Raw genomic sequence first — 17,353 nt, forward strand, 5'->3', positions numbered from 1 at the left:
TCAGACGGCCTGATAACGGATAATAGGTATTGAGTATGGCATTGGCAAAACGAATTATTCCTTGTCTGGATGTAAAAGACGGTCGCGTGGTAAAAGGTGTCAACTTTTTGGGTCTGCGCGATGCAGGCAATCCGGTTGACGTTGCCAAACGCTACAACGATGAAGGCGCGGATGAGTTGACCTTTTTGGACATCACTGCCTCCAGCGACAATCGCGACACTATTTTGCACGTTATTGAGGCAGTCGCTTCACAAGTTTTTATTCCATTAACCGTCGGCGGCGGTGTCCGTACGGTTGCCGATATCCGTCGTCTGCTTAATGCCGGTGCCGATAAGACCAGCATCAATACGGCCGCTGTAACCAATCCTGATTTGGTAAACGAAGCGGCCGGTTTTTTTGGTTCGCAAGCGATTGTTGTTGCCGTGGATGCCAAAGCGGTTAACCCTGAAAACACCCGTTGGGAAATCTTTACCCACGGAGGACGTAATCCGACCGGTTTGGATGCGGTGGAATGGGCTGTCGAAATGCAGCGGCGCGGTGCAGGCGAGATTTTGCTGACCAGTATGGACCGAGACGGCACCAAGCAAGGTTTCAACCTGCCTTTGACACGCGCGGTCAGCGAAGCGGTCGATATTCCGGTCATTGCTTCTGGCGGCGTCGGTTCTGTTCAACACTTGGTGGACGGCATTAAGGACGGGAAGGCCGATGCGGTATTGGCCGCCAGTATTTTCCACTTTGGCGAAGCGAGCATCCGCGAAGCAAAACTGGCCATGCGTGAAGCAGGAATTGAAGTGCGTTTGTGATTACTATCCAAAGGCCGTCTGAAAATATGGGAAAAAAATGCGAATGTCGAACATAAACGAAACGCTGCTGAATGCCGTAAAATTTGATGAAAAAGGTTTGGTTTGCGCGATTGCCCAAGATTGGCAGACACACCGTGTGCTGATGGTTGCCTGGATGAACGCCGAAGCCCTGCAAAAAACCGTAGAAACCGGGTTTGCCCACTATTACAGCCGTTCCCGCCAAAAACAATGGATGAAGGGCGAAGAGTCAGGGCATACGCAAAAAGTACATGAATTGCGCCTGGATTGCGATGGCGACGCAGTGGTCATGTTGATTGAACAAAACGGCGGCATTGCCTGTCATACTGGGCGCGAAAGCTGTTTTTACAAAGTTTGGCAAGACGGCGCATGGCAGACAGTCGATGCCGTGTTGAAAGACGAAGAGGCGATTTACGGACATAAACATCCTTAAGGCCGTCTGAAAGAAAATAAGAGAAACTGACCATGACCGATACTATCCTTACCCAAATTCAAAACGTCATCGATTCGCGCAAAGGCGGCGATCCCGATGCTTCTTACGTTGCCCAGCTGCTGCACAAAGGCGAAGACAAGATTCTGAAAAAAGTCATCGAGGAAGCGGGTGAAACCTTGATGGCCTCTAAAGATGGCGGTGGCGAACATTTGGTTTACGAAGTGGCGGATTTGTGGTTTCATACCATGGTTTTATTGGCGCATCACGGATTGCGTGCCGAAGATGTAGTAAACGAGCTTGCGCGCCGTCAAGGTTTGTCGGGATTAGTGGAAAAAGCTTCTCGCAAAGAATCTTGAATTTATATTACAATCCCGTATTTGACCTGTTTCAGAATCCGTCTCTTAGGGCAAAAACGATTTCCCTTTTTGGGGTGAAACTCGTTATACCCGTTTTCAGACGGCCATTGGAGCCATTATGGATAATTGTATTTTCTGCAAAATCGCAACCAAAGATATTCCGGCACAAACTGTTTACGAAGACGATGAGATGCTTTGTTTCAAAGACATCCGTCCTGCTGCGCCGGTGCATCTGCTGCTGATTCCGAAAGTACACTTCGATTCACTGGCACACGCAACCGCCGAACATCAAACCCTGTTGGGGAAAATGATGTTGAAAGTCCCTCAAATCGCCCAAGAGGCAGGTTTGACCGACGGTTTCAAAACCCTGATCAACACAGGCAAAGGCGGTGGACAAGAAGTATTCCACCTGCATATACATATCATGGGTACGCCTGCATAACTATCATCTATTTTTAATAAATTCAAGGATTTATCATGGGTAGCTTCTCTCTCTGGCACTGGATTATCGTACTGATTATCGTCGTTTTGGTATTCGGTACCAAAAAATTGCGCAATGTCGGCAAAGACCTCGGCGGTGCAGTGCATGACTTCAAACAAGGCCTGAATGAAGGTACAGACGGCAAAGATGCCAAAAAAGACGAAGTCATCGAACACAAAAAAGACGAAGACAAAGCATAATCCATGTTTGATTTCGGTTTGGGCGAATTGCTGCTGGTCGGCGTTGTCGCCCTAATAGTGCTGGGTCCAGAACGTCTGCCGCAAGCCGCGCGCACGGCCGGGCGTTTGGTCGGCAAATTGCAAGGCTTCGTCAACAACGTCAAGCAGGAGCTCAATACTCAGGCTGAGTTGGACGAATTGCGCAAGGTGAAGCAGGAATTTGAAGCCGCCGCTTCGGAGTTTCGCGACGGTATCAAAGACTTAGGCGATGATGCACAAAAAAATCTGAATGATATTTCAGATGGCCTCAAGCCTTGGGAGCGCCTGCCCGAACAAAAAACGCCAGCTGATTTTGGCGTGGACGAGTTCGGTAATCCTCTGCCTGATTTGGCTTCAAGCAGCACTGAAAATGAAAGTGCGGCCCAAGTTCCTGAAGAGGGTGGAACAGCGCAAACTCAAGAGCCTGTCGGAGCTGAAAATGCCGAGTCCGAGCAAGACCGCGCTTGGCGTGAGTATTTGACCGCATCGGTTTCCCCCGCACCGGCGGTTGAAGTCAGCTATGTCGAAGCTCCTGCTGCCGATGTTCCTCCGCTGCATACGACTTCTTTGCGTAAGCAGGCGATGAGCCGCAAACGCGATATGCGCCCGAAATTCCACGCCAAGCCCAAACTGCGCGTCCGTAAGTAAAAAGTGAGTCAACCGGTGTCCGAACCTCAACACGAACAACCCGTCCAACCGCTTATCGAGCATCTTCTCGAGCTGCGCCGCCGAATGATGTGGATCGTCATCGGTATCGTTGTCTGCTTTTTGGGCATGATGCCGTTTGCCCAGCAGCTCTATACTTTTGTTGCCGAACCATTGATGGCCAATCTGCCTAAAGATACCAGCATGATTGCGACCGATGTGATCGCGCCGTTTTTTGTGCCGGTAAAGGTTACCTTGATGGCGGCGTTTCTGCTGTCGTTGCCGCACACGCTGTATCAAGTCTGGGCGTTTGTCGCCCCGGCTTTATACCAAAACGAAAAGCGTTTGATTACGCCGCTGGTGTTGTCCAGCGTGACGCTCTTCTTTGTTGGTATGGCGTTTGCCTATTTTCTGGTATTTCCCGTTATTTTCAAATTCTTGGCCGGTGTAACCCCTGTCGGTGTCAATATGGCGACCGATATCGATAAATACCTGTCCTTTATTTTGGGCATGTTTGTTGCATTCGGTACGACGTTTGAAGTTCCCGTCGTTGTGGTGTTGCTTGCCAAAATGGGCATTGTTTCGACTGCACAGCTTAAGAATGCGCGTCCGTATGTGATTGTCGGTGCGTTTATCGTGGCCGCAATCATCACGCCGCCTGACGTAATTTCCCAAACCCTGCTTGCCGTTCCGCTGATTCTGCTCTACGAAGCTGGTATTTGGTTCAGCCGTTTTGCCAAAGCGAAAACGCAGCAGGAAGATGAGGATACACCGCAACCACCGGCAGAAGTTTAAGAATCAAGGCCGTCTGAAGAATTTTTCAGACGGCCTTTGTATCATGGCACTTTCAGTTTTTAAGAAAAAGCATGATGAATGTTCGGGGAATCGTAAAACATTACTGTCCAGATTCTTTTGATTCGGCTAAAATTTTTGACCGAGGATTTTGCCGAAATCGAAGCAGTAATGCGTAACAGTCCCTCATGCCTCAATGGGCTGGATTTTAATACCAAACTGCCGGAATTACGTTTGGGAAATGGGGTGATTTTTACCAAGGCATAAGCCGAAAATACTTGATTTTAGGTAATTGAAAAAATATTCGTTTCTATTTTATCGAGAAGAATGATGTCAGGCCGTCTGAAAATTAACTACGTTTCAGACGGCCTTTTTGTCACCCTTGTTTTTCGTTGTAATCCTTATTTATCAAGCATCTTACAAAAAGGGTTTTGAAAAAGAGAAGTTTATATTTTGACTAAATCCAGCCGTATGAATCCATAGTGAAATGTGTTATCTTATCTACGTGTGTTAAGAAACATTAATAAGTTTGTATTTTTCTTACAGAGAAAGGCTTCAAAATGGATGGATGGACTCAAACGCTGAGTGCCGGTACTTTGCTCGGTATCGCCGCGGCAGCGATTTTGCTGATCTTGATTTTGATTGTAAAACTGCGCGTTCATGCCTTGCTGACGTTGGTATTGGTCAGCTTGCTGACTGCCATCGTAACAGGTCTGCCTATGGGCAGCATTGTTAATGATGTATTGGTCAAAAACTTCGGCGGTACACTTGGCAGCGTGGCGTTGTTGGTTGGTTTGGGTGCAATGCTTGGCCGTTTGGTGGAAACTTCCGGCGGTGCTCAGTCTTTGGCAGATGCGCTGATTCGGATTTTTGGTGAGAATCGTGCGCCGTTTGCCTTAGGCGTGGCTTCTTTGATTTTCGGTTTTCCGATTTTCTTTGATGCCGGTTTGGTGGTGATGTTGCCGATTGTGTTTGCAACGGCACGCCGCATGAAGCAAACTGTTTTGCCCTATGCGTTGGCATCTATTGGCGCATTTTCCGTCATGCACGTCTTCCTGCCGCCACATCCCGGCCCGATTGCAGCTTCTGAATTTTATGGCGCAAATATTGGTCAACTGCTGATTTTGGGTTTGCCTGTTACCTTGATTACTTGGTATTTCAGCGGCTATTTATTGGGTAAGATTTTGGGCCGCAGCATTCATGTGCCCGTTCCTGATTTGCTCAGCGGCGGTACGCAAGATAACGACCAACCGAAAGCGCCTGCAAAGGCATCTACGGTCATTGGCATTATGCTAATTCCTATGTTGTTGATTTTCTTGAATACTGGTTTGTCTACTCTGATCAGCGAGAAAATGGTCAGTGCGGATGAAGGCTGGGTGCAGTTTGCACGAATGCTCGGTTCGACACCAATTGCTTTGCTGATTTCTGTTTTGGTAGCCCTGTATGTATTGGGCAGTAAACGTGGTGAAAAAGCCAGCGCTTTGGAGAAAACCATTGATGGCGCATTGGGCCCGGTTTGCTCGGTTATTTTGATTACCGGTGCAGGCGGTATGTTCGGCGGCGTATTGCGTGCTTCCGGTATCGGTAAGGCTTTGGCCGACAGCATGGCTGACTTGGGTATTCCTGTTTTACTGGGCTGTTTCTTGGTAGCTTTGGCTTTGCGTATTGCGCAAGGTTCTGCGACTGTTGCCCTGACTACCGCTGCCGCGTTGATGGCACCGGCCGTTGCGGCGGCAGGTTTCAGCGATTGGCAGATTACTTGCGTGGTATTGGCGACGGCGGCAGGTTCCGTTGGTTGCAGCCACTTTAACGACTCAGGCTTCTGGCTTGTCGGCCGTCTGTTGGATATGGATGTGCCGACGACCTTGAAGACATGGACGGTCAACCAAACACTTATCGCACTCATCGGTTTTGCTTTATCGTCAGTGTTGTTTATCTTGGTTTAATCGAAAATGGCCGGCGGATAGTGTTTTTGAGATAACACAATCCGCCTGTTTTCAAATACCGTTAAAATCTAGATAAACAAGGAGTAGAAAAATGACGACACATTTTGTCATGATGGGCGTGTGCGGTTGCGGTAAAACCACTGCCGCATTGTCTTTGCAAAAACATCTCAACCAATGCCCATATGCCGAAGGCGATGATTTCCATACTCAAGCCAACCGCGACAAAATGGGTGCCGGTATTCCGTTGACGGACGAAGACCGCTATCCTTGGCTGGGCAATTTGCGTGACTGGATGACAGAGCAGGCAAAAAACGGGGAAAAATATTCCATTGTTACTTGTTCCGCACTCAAGCATCACTATCGCGATATTCTGCGTGGTGCAGAAGGGAAGGTGGCTTTTATTCATCTGACTCCGCCTCAAGCAATCAATCTTGAACGTATGCTGTCGCGTCAGGGGCATTATATGAAAGCCGGAATGCTGGATTCGCAGCTGGAGATTTTGGAAGAGCTGGGTGCGGATGAGTACGGCGTTAAAATTGACAATCCGGGTTCGCCTGAAGCCGTTGAGGCAGATATTGTGAACTGGGTGAAAGCGCAAGGCTTGATTTAGTAATGATCAGAAATGGAAAGGCCGTCTGAAATATTTCAGACGGCCTTTTTTGATGGGATTTAGAATGTTTTTTGCGAGTCAAGCAATAAGGTAACCGGCCCGTCATTGCAAAGGGAAACCTGCATATGGGTTTGGAATCTGCCGGTTTCGACAGTCAATCCATGTTTGCGCAAAAGTTGCGCGGTATATTGATAAAGCTTATCCGCTTGTTCGGCAGGGGCAGCATTGGAGAAAGATGGGCGGCGGCCGCTGCGCGCATCAGCGTAAAGGGTAAACTGGGAAACCAGTAATATCGAGCCACCGACATCTTTGAGCGATAAATTTAATTTGCCGTTTTCGTCTTCAAAGATACGCAGGTTGGCGGTTTTATCCGCAATGTATTTGGCGTCTGTTTCTGTATCGGTGTGGGTAACGCCGAGCAATATCATAAATCCGTTGTCGATTTTGCCGCAGGTTTCGCAGGAGTTTTCGGACAAAACGTCAACTTTGGCTTGGGTAACTTTTTGGATAACAGCGCGCATGATGTTTTTGAATAAAAGAAGTTTGTAAAAAAGGGCGTAAAAGACACGCCCTTTGGGTTGGAGTATGGTTTCAGACGGCCTGAAACCATTGAATCAATTTACGGATTAATGCCGTTTTCTTTTAAGATACGTTCGATCTGATTCTCGACTTTTTGTCGTTTAACAGCTTGGGCAATCTGATTGCGTACCAGTTCGAAAGGTTCGGCATTGGGATCGTGTTCTACTGCACTGAGTTTAAACAGATAAAAACGGTTTTCCATTTGAATCGGCTCATGCGTTACATCGCCTCGGTTCATGTCGGCAAAAGCGGTAGCCAGTTGAGGAGAGAGCTGCTGCGGAGAGATGAAGCCGTCGAACTCTTGTTCGGGGTTTGGATAGCGTTTCATCAGCTCTTCAAATGACAAGCCTTTTAGCAGCAGCTCTCGCGCGGCGCGTACTTCGTCGGCTGAAGCAAAGCTGACTTGTTGCAGCTTGATAATGCGTGTTTGATGGTCGTAGAAACGGCGCAACTCAGCATCGTCAACCGCGGTTTGACGTTCTAGATAAGCAGCGTATTGGTTGGCATAAAACTCAGCTTCAACGTTTTTAAGCTGATTCTGCACTTCTGCATCTTTGTCCAAACCAGCCTGGATGGCTTCATTTTTCAAAATTTCCAAAGTCTGCAAACGTGTAACCACATCTTTGCGGATTGCCTGACCATCGGGTTTGGCAGTCTGGTTGGGATGTTGATCGGCTTGTCTCAATACTTCGGCAACCATGCTGTCGATACGGGCGGGATCGATTTCAGGTGCTTTGGCAGTTGCCAAGCCGATGGTTGATAGGGCGAGGATAGCCAAAACGGCAGTTTTGGGCTTGATGTTCATGTGAGTTCCTTATTGCCCGCCGTTATCACGGCGGGCACGTTATATTATTTGTTGACTTTGATGCTGGCTTTTTTCAGCAATGATTGAATGGCCGCATCAACACGGGCTGCCTGTAAGTCGCTGCCAATCTCGTTTTTAGAGGCTTCGTAAGAAGGTACGGTAACGTTACGGCGGTCATTGACGTAGAAAACGGCGTACAAATTACCGTTTTGCAGCGGCGTTTTAGTGTGCGCACCTTTTTTCAGGTCTTTGACAGCTGCGTAAAGCGGAGGCGCTGATTCTTGCAAATCTTTAAGCGGAACATAAGCTTTAGGGATACCGCCGGCTTTTTTGGCCGCTTCGTCAATTGAGTATTGGTTCAATACCGAAACAAAGCTTTTTTTCGCATCCAAATCGGCAATGGCTTTTTGGGCATTGCTGCTGCTGTCAGTCACGATTTCGCCCATTTGGACTTCCTGAGTACCTTTATAGAAGTTGCTGAAGTCGTTGTAAGCGGCTTTGACATCTTTTTCTTGAACAGGATATTGACGGACGATATGCGCCGCGAAAGCTTGGCCTAACAAATCATTTTCGAAAACTGCCCATTCGGTTTTGAATGTGGCTTTTTTATCTGCACCTTGCTTGGCGGCATCGGCACGCGCTTGCTCCAATGCAGTTTTGAATTCAGCGCTTTGATCCAGTTTTAATTTTTTAGCTTCTTGGGTAACAACAGTGCTGATAACTTGGCGTTCAGTCAGCATTTGACGCAATTCAGGAGTGTCTTGAACGTTCGGGTTGCTGGCGCGTACGGAAGCAACTTGGTCATCGATAACGCTGCTGTCGATGGCTTGACCGTTGACGGTCACCAAAGTTTGGGCAAACAGGGTGCCGGTAGTCAGGGCAAGCATCAAGGCTGAAGCAAAGTAGGTTTTTTTCATCGTATTTCTCTTTTAAATAATGATTGGAAATAAATTAATGATTAGAAATCAAAGTTTAAGTAGTAATCTTAATGGAAGTATTCGTCCGGCGTGGCCGCTTTGATACTGAGTGCATGAATCAGGCCGTCTGAAAACAAGTCTTGCAAAAGCTGCTTAATCATACGTTGCCGCTGGAGGCGACCGATATTTTCAAATGCGTTGCTGACCACCAATATCGCATAATGCCCGCCGCCTTTATTGCCGGCATGGCCGGCGTGCAGATGGCTCTCATCTTCAAAATCGAAGAACTCAGGCTCAAGTGCCTGCAGGCGTTCCTCGATAATTTGACGCATATTGCTCATTTGAACACGGCTTTAAAGGGTTTAATCAATACTTCTGCGTATACGCCGGCATCGACGTAAGGGTCTTGTTCAGCCCATTCTTGTGCTGCGTCCAAAGATTCAAATTGAGCCACAATCAGGCTGCCGGAAACGCGTTCCGGATTGTCTGGTAGAGGATTGGGGCCGGCAGTCAGCAGACGGCCTTGCGCTTTCAATTCTTCCAAGCGTGCCAAATGAGCAGGGCGGGCTGCCATGCGTGCTTCGTGGACATCTTCGGCATCAGTGGCCAAAAGCATGAAATATTCCATTATTGATCCTCCTTAGGCTGGAAACGCATCAGATACATGCCCTGTGCGATAGAAAAAATGATTGTGAAACCCAATGTGCCGAACAATTTGTAATTGACCCATTGGTCTGGAAAATACGTAAAGACAAAGAGATTGGCAGCCCCCATAAAAATCAGGAAGCCAATCCATGCATAAGTCAGGCGCGTCCATACAAAATCAGGAAGCTGCATTTCTTTACCCATCACGGCTTTTAGCCCGTTTTTACCGGCAAGATGGCTAAACAGCATGACGATTGCGCCGATCCAAAACAGAACGGTCGGTTTCCACATGATAAAGCGGTTGTCTTTCAGCAGAATCGTTGCACCGCCAAAAAAGACAATCAAAATCAGACTGACCCATTGCATGGTGTCCAGTTTGCGGTGTTTCCAAAAGGTCAGCGCAGCTTGGGCAATACCGACTATAACCGCAACAGCCGTTGCGGCAATCATGTCTTTGGTGATGATGTATGTGATGAAAAATAAGAATACGGCGAATAAGTCGCTCAAAACCTTCATATATTAATGATGAAACTAATTGAGTAAATGCTAATCATACAGGGAGATGTGTTTTTTTGCACCTTTCCCCATGACTTTAATACCACATATATCCATATGAGATATTTGTTTTGGGTTGGCGAAATTTGTAAAAAAGAAACACAAGCATGCAAAAGTAATAGATTTACCAAGGAATTTCAGGCTGAATAGCCTGTATTGCTTGGCAGAAATGGGTTAAAAATATATCATGACGTAATATCTAGTAAATATATGGTTAAATGCGCGCACATTGGTTAGTACCATAATTTCCGAACAGGGGATCAGTTTTGAAAAAACATCACAATATTAAATTAATTACAGCTTCTATCGCTTTAATGACATCGCTCAGCGCTTCTGCAGGTTTGGGCGGTTTGAACGTTCAATCTCATTTGGGTGAGCCTTTTACAGGCAGTATCACTGTGACTGGCGAGGAAGCTCAGGCTCTGCTTAATGGCGGTAAGGCCACTATTTCAAATGGTAATTTGCGCGCGGCGGTACGCAAATCAGGCGATAAGGCAGTCGTTACCATTCGTTCCTCTAAAGCCATCAAAGATCCTGTTTTGGTTTTCCAAGTAGGTGTCGGCGCGCAATCGCGTGAATACACTGCTATCATCGATCCGGCCGGATACGACGCTAAAGATGCGGCATCCGTCCGCCCCCGTCAAACTGCCGAATCCCAATCCTTCGAGCCGACACGCAATGCCCAACAGCCTGCAACTAAAAACAATAAAGCAGTAGGTAATCAGGCAGCTCAAGCGCGTAAGGATGTGCAGCGTAAGGCTGAGAAAAAACAAGTTCAGACGGCCTCTGCTAAAAACGACACAGCTGCACGTTCAGGTAGACAGCATTTGGTGCGTACGGGTGAAACCCTGATTGCCATTGCGTCCAGCATCCGTCCGCAAGGTATGACCTTGGATCAAACCATTCAAGCATTGGTTAATGCCAATCCGGATGTGTTTATCGATAACAATGCCAACCGTATGTTGGCAGGTAAGGTGCTGAATATTCCAAACCGTAGCGAATTGCAACGTTTGGCTGCTTCTGCTCCTGCTAAAACTAATACGGCAACAGAAAAAGCCAATGAAACCGCTAATGCAACAGAGGCTAAAACAGAAAAACCTGTTGTTCAGCCTGAGGCTCAAACTGAAGCCCAGGTTAAAGATGCTGGCGTAAATACACAGCAACAGGAAGAAGTAAAACAAGCTTCAGCTGAACAAACAGAACAAGCAGCATCTGCAGCGGTTAATGAAAATGCCGCATCGACTGTTCCTGCATCCGATATTCAAGAAGCTATGGCTTCTTCTGATGCTCAAGAGAATGTAGTGGCTTCTGAGTCTGTTGCAACCACTGATTCTATCGCGGAGCAAACAGAGGGCGAATCAAATGGCAATTTATGGAAATGGTTATTGGCAGGCGGTGCAGCCCTTATTGCTGCTTGGTTGTTGTTAAAAGCTGCGGGTAAACGTAAAGACGAGCCTGAAGCAGCACCTGTAAGCCGTATGGATGAAGAGAAGGCTGTACAGAAAGATGTTGCTGCTTCAGCTGCTGCGGTTGCTGCAACTAAAGTAATGCCGTCTGAAAAAACTCAAGATGGCCTGCTTATCGAAGACGATTTTGAAGATGATGTGGTTATCAATGAAGTAGAAGAATCTTCCAATATCGATGATGTCAAACTTGATTTAGGTAAGATTGACAATAGTCAGGCAGGTATTCTTTCAGGTGCAGTAACGCATGATGTTGAGACAGAACAACGTCGCCATGCTGATTGGGACAATATCGAATCAACAGAAAGCGTGTACGAACCTGAACCAGAAAATCCATATCAGCCGGTATCCGTTGTTATGCCTGAACGTAAAGAAGAGCAGGCAAATACATTTGCTGAGTTTGATTTGGCGGCAGAGAAAAAAGTCTCCGAGTCAAGAAATGAAGAGCCACTCGAGTTTACGGTAGAAACCCCTGAAGCTTCAGACGGCCATGCGTTGCCATTCGAGATCAAGCAAGATCAAGACTTGCAAATTCAAGGAACCAAAGAAGAAGTAGAGAAAGAAGAAGCTGCTTCTGAGTTTGTGATTGAAGAAGGTGCATTGGAATGGGGAGCTGAAGATGTTTCAGTAGCCGCCGATAAAAGCAATAGTGAAAGAGGCTTTGTTTCAGAATCAGTTGGCATGACTGCACCGCTTGAAGCCAAATATGATTTGGCTAAGATGTATATCGAAATCGGTGATCCTGAAGCGGCTCGAGAAACATTGCAAGGGCTGATTGAGGAGGCTGAAGGCGATATTCTGCATAAAGCCCAAAAACTGATGAAAGAACTTGGCGCGTAAGTGCTAGTCAAATGAAGATGCCGTTTCAGACGGCATCTTTTTTATGGTAAATTAAAAAGCAAGATTTTATCTGAGTCTATTATTGGTTGGGTAAGATTTCAGCTTTATATGATGGTTGAAGATGAAGGCCGTCTGAAATACAAAATGGAGGCGTGTGTTAATCACGCCTTTTTAATATTTGTTACTTGAGCGTAGGCAACAATATCAATTTACAAGAAGTATAAGAAATGACTGAACAAGTAAATACAACAGGACATCTGGTGCAGCGCTGGGCTTTGACCCTCTCTTATGACGGTAGTCGTTTTTATGGTTGGCAAAAACAGGCTGGAGATTTGCCGACTGTTCAGACGGCCTTAGAGCAGGCATTAACTTCAATAGCAGGAGAGCAGATTAATACTATTGTTGCAGGAAGGACAGATACGGGTGTACATGCGACAGCTCAGGTCGTACACTTTGATACATCTGTAAGCCGTCCGGAGCAAGCGTGGGTGCGTGGAGTCAATGCGCATTTGCCTGACGGTGTGGCTGTATTGCTTGCGCAAAAAGTTGCACCTCATTTTAATGCTCGATTTGATGCTTATGGCCGGCATTACCGTTATTTGCTGGAGTCATCTCCGGTTTGTTCTCCGTTGTTGGTTGGCAGGGTGGGGTGGACACATTTGAAATTAGATTTAAATCTGATGAGGCAGGCTGCTGCTTTATTGGAGGGTGAACATGACTTCTCCAGCTTTCGTGCGGCTGAGTGCCAGGCAAAATCGCCTATAAAAACGCTATATAGGGCAAGTATTAGTGGGACTCCTCGTTATTTGTGCCTTGATTTGCATGGAAATGCATTCTTGCATCATATGGTGCGCAATATTATGGGCGCATTGGTATATGTGGGAAGTGGTAGGATTAGTGTGGATGAATTTCAGTCAATCTTTTATGCAAGAAGCAGATTGAAAGCGCCTCCGACCTTTATGTCTGACGGTCTATATTTGACAGGCGTTGATTATCCTGATGAGTTTGGGGTGGTAAGACTGCCTCTGCCTGAGTGGATGAATGTTTCGGGTAACGTTTTTCAGACGGCCTAATTGGCGGATTGTTGGTATAAAAGCAACAAAATAGCTGGATTGATGTGTAAATTAATAAAGTGTTGTAAAAATGCACAATTGGTTTTAAAAGAAATTTATCATTGATTTTAAATAATAAATTTCATTTTTTTAGGCTGTGTTTGCCTTTGCTGGGTTTCAAGGGTGGTGGGGGTGGATTGAATAAAGTTTGTTTTTTTAGAGAGGAGCAATTATAGTAACAGTCATGGAATCGCTGATTCCAGCGATAATGTAAGCCTAAGCGGATTGTCCGGTCTGCTTAAGTTATTTCTTCACAATAGAAAAGGAATACAGCAATGAAAAAATCTCTGATTGCTCTGACTTTGGCAGCTCTGCCTGTTGCAGCTATGGCTGATGTGACTCTGTACGGTCAAGTTAAAGCCGGCGTTGAAATTTCTAAAGTAAAAGTGGGTAAAGCTACTTCTAAAACTGCTACTGAGATTGCTGACTACGGTTCTCGCATCGGCTTCAAAGGCCACGAACACTTGGGTAGCAACTTGAATGCTATTTGGCAAGTTGAACAAAACACTTCTATCGCCGGTGGTGACTCTGGTTTTGCTAACCGTGAATCTTTCATTGGTTTGGAAGGTGGTTTCGGTAAAGTTCGTGCCGGTAACCTGAACACTGCTCTGAAAGACAGTAGCGACAGCTTCGACCCTTGGGAATCTGGTGCCGCTAACGCAGATGCTCTGCAACTGGGTAAAATTAAACGTGTAGATACTCGTAAAGTATCTGTACGTTACGACACTCCTGTATTTGGTGGTTTCAGTGCAAGCGTACAATACCAACCTCGCGACAATGCTAACCCTGGCGATAAATACACTCACACTGTGAAAAGCCGTGAATCTTACGATTTGGGCCTGAACTACGAAAACTCTGGCTTCTTCGGTCGCTATGCTGGTTCTTATGCTAAACGTGCTGACTTGGATGCTGGCTACTTGGATGCATTCAACGGCAACACTACTTTGGCTGCTGGTGCTTACAAAGATCACCAAGCACACCGTCTGACTGCTGGTTACGATGCTAACAACCTGATGGTTGCTGTTGTAGGTCAATACGAAGGCTTCAAAGCTGACGTAGCTGGTGCTAAGAAAAACGAACGTACTGAAGTTGGTGCAACTGCTGCTTACCGCTTCGGCAACGTAACTCCTCGTGTTTCTTACGCTCACGGCTTCAAAGCTAAAGAAGATGGCGTAAAACAAAAAAATAGCGCTTACAACCAAGTTATCGTTGGTGCTGACTACGACTTCTCTAAACGCACTTCTGCCCTGTTGTCTGCCGGCTGGTTGAAAGAAGGCAAAGGCGACTACAAATACGAGAAAACTGCTGGTACTGTTGGCCTGCGTCACAAATTCTAATCTGACTTAAGATTAGTCTGAAAAAAGAGCCTGTTTTATATAGGCTCTTTTTGTTTTTGTAAGAAATGTATTTTGTCATTGTAGGGGTAGGTTAAAGTATTTTCGATATTCGTTTTCAGGCGGCCTATGGAAATTTAAGTCAGGTTCTATTCTATTTAATATATGCTAAATGAAATTTCAGAAATTGTTTTGAGTATTATTATAAATAAGTTAATAATATGGGGATGATTCTTGGATTGAGTTGATTTTCCTATGTTTCATGCCTAATAATAAAAGGTTCATCTAATGTAGTTCTAAAGTATTATTAGTATGTAGAATCTGGTTTTAAGATTTGTAAACTTGATTTTAATCAAATTATTGCTGATAGATGATTCATATAATATAAGTGTTTAGAGTATCGATATATCGGGAATAGCCATGTCCTGTCTTGAAATGAAGTGCTTAAGTGGCATTTGGAAACGAATCCTTATGCTGTTTGCTGTATTTTTCGTGATGATGGTAAGCCTGCCTGCTTACGCGGAACGCTTGCCTGATTTCTTGGCAAAAGTTCAGCCGTCTGAAATTTTCCCAGGTGCTGACCGCTACGGTAAGCCTGAAGGTAAGCCCTTGGTTGCTCGCGTGTACAAGGGCGAAGAGCAGCTTGGCTTGGTTTATATCACGACTGACGTGGTCAATACGCGCGGTTATTCGAGCAAACCGATCGATACGATGGTTGCATTGGCCAATGATGGCACTATTGCCGGCGCAAAATTGGTTGAGCACCATGAGCCGATTATGCTGATCGGTATCCCGCAATCCCGTGTCGATAAATTCATTGACAAATATATCGGCTTAAATTTTATTAAAAACCCGCCTCAACCAGGTGTTGCACCAGGGGATATTATTAGTGGTGCGACTGTGACCCTGATGGTCATCAATGACAGTATTCAGCGCTCTGTTAAAGCAGTAATCCATCAATATCATTTGGGTACAGATAAAGCAGTTCAAGCCGGTACGGCAGCTGCTTCCGACGAACAGTCTGCCGAGCCTGCCGTTCAAACCCGTCCGCGTCGTGTTGCCAATCAAGACAAACAAGATATCCTGTCATGGAATGCGCTTTTGGAACAAAAAGCCGTCGGTCATCTGCATATTTCTATCGACGAAATCAATAAACTGTTTGAGAAAAGCGGTAAAGCAGGTGTGGCAGATCATGCGGAGCAGGGTGATGGTAACGATACATTTATTGATCTGTATGTTGCCTTGGTCAGCCAGCCTTCCATCGGTAAAAGCCTTTTAGGTGAAGCCGGTTGGAACAACCTGCAAAAACGTTTGAAACCTGGCCAAGAAGCCGTGATGGTGGCCGGCGAAGGTCGCTATTCTTGGAAAGGTTCGGGTTATGTTCGCGGTGGTATCTTTGACCGTATTGAAATGATTCAAGGCGATACCAGCTTCCGCTTTACCGATGCGCAACATGAACGTGTAGTTGCTTTATCCGCCGAAGGTGCGCCTGCATTTAAAGAAGTTTCTTGGTTCACTATCCCCGAAGGTGTGGAATTTGATGGTGCTGAACCATGGCGTTTACAACTGATGATTCAACGTGTGTTGAGTGTTAACGATAAGGCTTTCGTAACTGCAGATTTGGATTACGAATTGCCAAAAGGCTACTACGTTGACGATCCTAAAGCACCGCCGGTTGAAATTAGTGCACCGGTTGAGCCGGTGGCTGTGGCAGCCTCTGCTCCGGAAGAAAGTACAGGTATTGCAGAAGATGCAACGGCTGAGGAAGGCGTATCCAACCAACTTTGGAAACAGGTTTGGAAAGCCAAACAAGGTCAAATCGTGGTTGTCGGTATTGCTTTGACAATTCTTCTGTTGGTATTCCTGTTCCAAGATTGGATTGTCCGTTACGAAAAATGGTATGACCGATTCCGTCTCTGTTTCCTGACCTTTACGCTGTTTTATATCGGCTGGTATGCTCAGGCACAATTATCGGTAGTGAATACTTTGACGTTGTTCTCAGCTGTTTTGACTGAGTTCCACTGGGAATTTTTCCTGATGGATCCGCTGGTATTCATTCTGTGGCTCTTTACAGCGGCGACCATGCTGTTGTGGAACCGCGGTACATTCTGTGGATGGCTGTGCCCTTTCGGTGCATTGCAAGAGTTAACCAACCGTATCGCTAAAAAATTGGGTCTGAAACAAATTACAGTGCCACACTTGTTGCATACCCGTCTGAGTGCGATTAAATATGTAATTTTCTTCGCTTTGCTGGCAATTTCCCTGTACGATTTGGGTACGGCTGAAAAATTTGCTGAAATTGAGCCTTTCAAAACTGCAATTATTTTGAAATTCATGCGTGAATGGTGGTTTGTTCTGTTCGCCGCCGCTTTGCTGATTGCAGGCTTGTTCATCGAACGTTTCTTCTGCCGTTATCTGTGTCCTTTGGGTGCAGGTATTGCATTGCCGGGCCGCTTCCGTGTGTTTGATTGGCTGCGCCGTTATAAAATGTGCGGTAACCCATGCCAGATTTGTACACACGAATGTCCCGTACAGGCAATCGCACCTGAAGGCGACATTCATCCGAACGAATGTATCCAATGTCTGCATTGTCAGGTAATGTATCATCACGATACGCGTTGTCCCCAAGTAGTGGCAACGAATAAGAAAAAACAAAAACAAGCGGCGGCAAAAGCTGAACAGCATGATGCGGCAGTGACGCAAAATGCTCAAGAACAAGTCGTCCAGTTTGTTAAAAAAGAATCGGCAATCAGTGTCGACAAGTAGTAATTTATCAATAAAAAAAGAGGGCTGTATCGGCA

19 protein-coding genes are annotated in these 17,353 nt (G+C 46.1%); 13 read left to right on the forward strand and 6 right to left on the reverse strand.

Features of this window, described 5'->3' with window-relative positions; genetic code table 11:
* The first annotated feature begins 35 nt into the window (after nucleotides 1-35).
* The 9 genes from hisF (at nucleotide 36) to ACTHUR_RS07150 (ending at nucleotide 6,302) form a co-directional block, all read left to right on the forward strand.
* On the forward strand, nucleotides 36-803 hold the full coding sequence (gene hisF, locus ACTHUR_RS07110) for an imidazole glycerol phosphate synthase subunit HisF (RefSeq protein WP_049336730.1): 768 nt from the start codon (nucleotides 36-38) through the stop codon (nucleotides 801-803).
* A 43-nt stretch (nucleotides 804-846) separates the two neighbouring features.
* A complete protein-coding gene (gene hisI, locus ACTHUR_RS07115; protein WP_004519653.1) occupies nucleotides 847-1,254 on the forward strand; it encodes a phosphoribosyl-AMP cyclohydrolase in 408 nt (135 codons plus the stop codon).
* A 32-nt stretch (nucleotides 1,255-1,286) separates the two neighbouring features.
* Complete coding sequence (locus tag ACTHUR_RS07120; RefSeq protein WP_003679440.1) at nucleotides 1,287-1,610, forward strand: phosphoribosyl-ATP diphosphatase; 324 nt, start codon at nucleotides 1,287-1,289, stop codon at nucleotides 1,608-1,610.
* A 118-nt stretch (nucleotides 1,611-1,728) separates the two neighbouring features.
* A complete protein-coding gene (locus ACTHUR_RS07125; RefSeq protein WP_004519654.1) occupies nucleotides 1,729-2,052 on the forward strand; it encodes a histidine triad nucleotide-binding protein in 324 nt (107 codons plus the stop codon).
* A gap of 35 nt (nucleotides 2,053-2,087) precedes the next feature.
* Nucleotides 2,088-2,291 (forward strand): Sec-independent protein translocase subunit TatA, encoded by a 204-nt coding sequence (gene tatA / locus ACTHUR_RS07130; protein ID WP_003679438.1) that lies wholly within the window; start codon nucleotides 2,088-2,090, stop codon nucleotides 2,289-2,291.
* 3 nt (nucleotides 2,292-2,294) lie between these two features.
* Nucleotides 2,295-2,957 (forward strand): Sec-independent protein translocase protein TatB, encoded by a 663-nt coding sequence (tatB, locus tag ACTHUR_RS07135; protein WP_440361194.1) that lies wholly within the window; start codon nucleotides 2,295-2,297, stop codon nucleotides 2,955-2,957.
* 15 nt (nucleotides 2,958-2,972) lie between these two features.
* Complete coding sequence (tatC, locus tag ACTHUR_RS07140; protein WP_039862097.1) at nucleotides 2,973-3,749, forward strand: twin-arginine translocase subunit TatC; 777 nt, start codon at nucleotides 2,973-2,975, stop codon at nucleotides 3,747-3,749.
* Between the two features lie 557 nt (nucleotides 3,750-4,306).
* The gene (locus tag ACTHUR_RS07145; protein WP_004519658.1) at nucleotides 4,307-5,692 is read left to right on the forward strand and encodes a GntP family permease; all 1,386 of its coding nucleotides are present in this window, start codon (nucleotides 4,307-4,309) and stop codon (nucleotides 5,690-5,692) included.
* A gap of 91 nt (nucleotides 5,693-5,783) precedes the next feature.
* Nucleotides 5,784-6,302, forward strand: a complete 519-nt coding sequence (locus ACTHUR_RS07150) for a gluconokinase, GntK/IdnK-type (protein WP_049336727.1) — start codon at nucleotides 5,784-5,786, stop codon at nucleotides 6,300-6,302.
* A gap of 59 nt (nucleotides 6,303-6,361) precedes the next feature.
* Here the strand turns inward: ACTHUR_RS07150 and dtd are convergent, their stop codons facing one another.
* From dtd to ACTHUR_RS07180, 6 genes are all read right to left on the reverse strand, one after another.
* Entirely contained in the window at nucleotides 6,362-6,823 is a 462-nt protein-coding gene (gene dtd, locus ACTHUR_RS07155; protein ID WP_049336726.1) for a D-aminoacyl-tRNA deacylase, read from the reverse strand.
* A 98-nt stretch (nucleotides 6,824-6,921) separates the two neighbouring features.
* Nucleotides 6,922-7,686: a peptidylprolyl isomerase gene (locus ACTHUR_RS07160; RefSeq protein WP_049336724.1), complete on the reverse strand. Its 765-nt coding sequence runs from the start codon at nucleotides 7,684-7,686 to the stop codon at nucleotides 6,922-6,924.
* A 44-nt stretch (nucleotides 7,687-7,730) separates the two neighbouring features.
* Nucleotides 7,731-8,603, reverse strand: a complete 873-nt coding sequence (locus ACTHUR_RS07165; RefSeq protein ID WP_049336722.1) for a peptidylprolyl isomerase — start codon at nucleotides 8,601-8,603, stop codon at nucleotides 7,731-7,733.
* 68 nt (nucleotides 8,604-8,671) lie between these two features.
* Complete coding sequence (locus ACTHUR_RS07170) at nucleotides 8,672-8,944, reverse strand: BolA family protein (protein WP_049322785.1); 273 nt, start codon at nucleotides 8,942-8,944, stop codon at nucleotides 8,672-8,674.
* On the reverse strand, nucleotides 8,941-9,231 hold the full coding sequence (locus ACTHUR_RS07175; protein ID WP_004519663.1) for a YciI family protein: 291 nt from the start codon (nucleotides 9,229-9,231) through the stop codon (nucleotides 8,941-8,943). The genes ACTHUR_RS07170 and ACTHUR_RS07175 overlap by 4 nt, the downstream gene beginning before the upstream one ends.
* The gene (locus ACTHUR_RS07180; protein WP_049336720.1) at nucleotides 9,231-9,764 is read right to left on the reverse strand and encodes a septation protein A; all 534 of its coding nucleotides are present in this window, start codon (nucleotides 9,762-9,764) and stop codon (nucleotides 9,231-9,233) included. Before ACTHUR_RS07180 ends, ACTHUR_RS07175 begins: the two co-directional genes overlap by 1 nt.
* Nucleotides 9,765-10,117: 353 nt before the next feature.
* On the opposite strand from ACTHUR_RS07180, the gene ACTHUR_RS07185 reads away from it, so the two are divergent.
* The 4 genes from ACTHUR_RS07185 to ACTHUR_RS07200 all read left to right on the forward strand — a co-directional run bounded on the left by ACTHUR_RS07185 (nucleotide 10,118) and on the right by ACTHUR_RS07200 (nucleotide 17,318).
* Nucleotides 10,118-12,106, forward strand: coding sequence for a FimV/HubP family polar landmark protein (locus tag ACTHUR_RS07185; RefSeq protein ID WP_004519665.1), 1,989 nt, complete (start codon nucleotides 10,118-10,120; stop codon nucleotides 12,104-12,106).
* 227 nt (nucleotides 12,107-12,333) lie between these two features.
* Nucleotides 12,334-13,179, forward strand: coding sequence for a tRNA pseudouridine(38-40) synthase TruA (truA, locus tag ACTHUR_RS07190; protein ID WP_004519666.1), 846 nt, complete (start codon nucleotides 12,334-12,336; stop codon nucleotides 13,177-13,179).
* A 314-nt stretch (nucleotides 13,180-13,493) separates the two neighbouring features.
* Nucleotides 13,494-14,555 carry a trimeric porin PorB gene (gene porB, locus ACTHUR_RS07195; protein ID WP_070503692.1) on the forward strand — a complete coding sequence of 354 codons (1,062 nt, stop codon included), beginning with the start codon at nucleotides 13,494-13,496 and terminating at the stop codon, nucleotides 14,553-14,555.
* A 468-nt stretch (nucleotides 14,556-15,023) separates the two neighbouring features.
* Nucleotides 15,024-17,318: a NosR/NirI family protein gene (locus ACTHUR_RS07200; protein WP_191620597.1), complete on the forward strand. Its 2,295-nt coding sequence runs from the start codon at nucleotides 15,024-15,026 to the stop codon at nucleotides 17,316-17,318.
* Nucleotides 17,319-17,353: the final 35 nt, after the last annotated feature.

The organism is Neisseria sp. P0021.S007 (genome assembly GCF_051956855.1).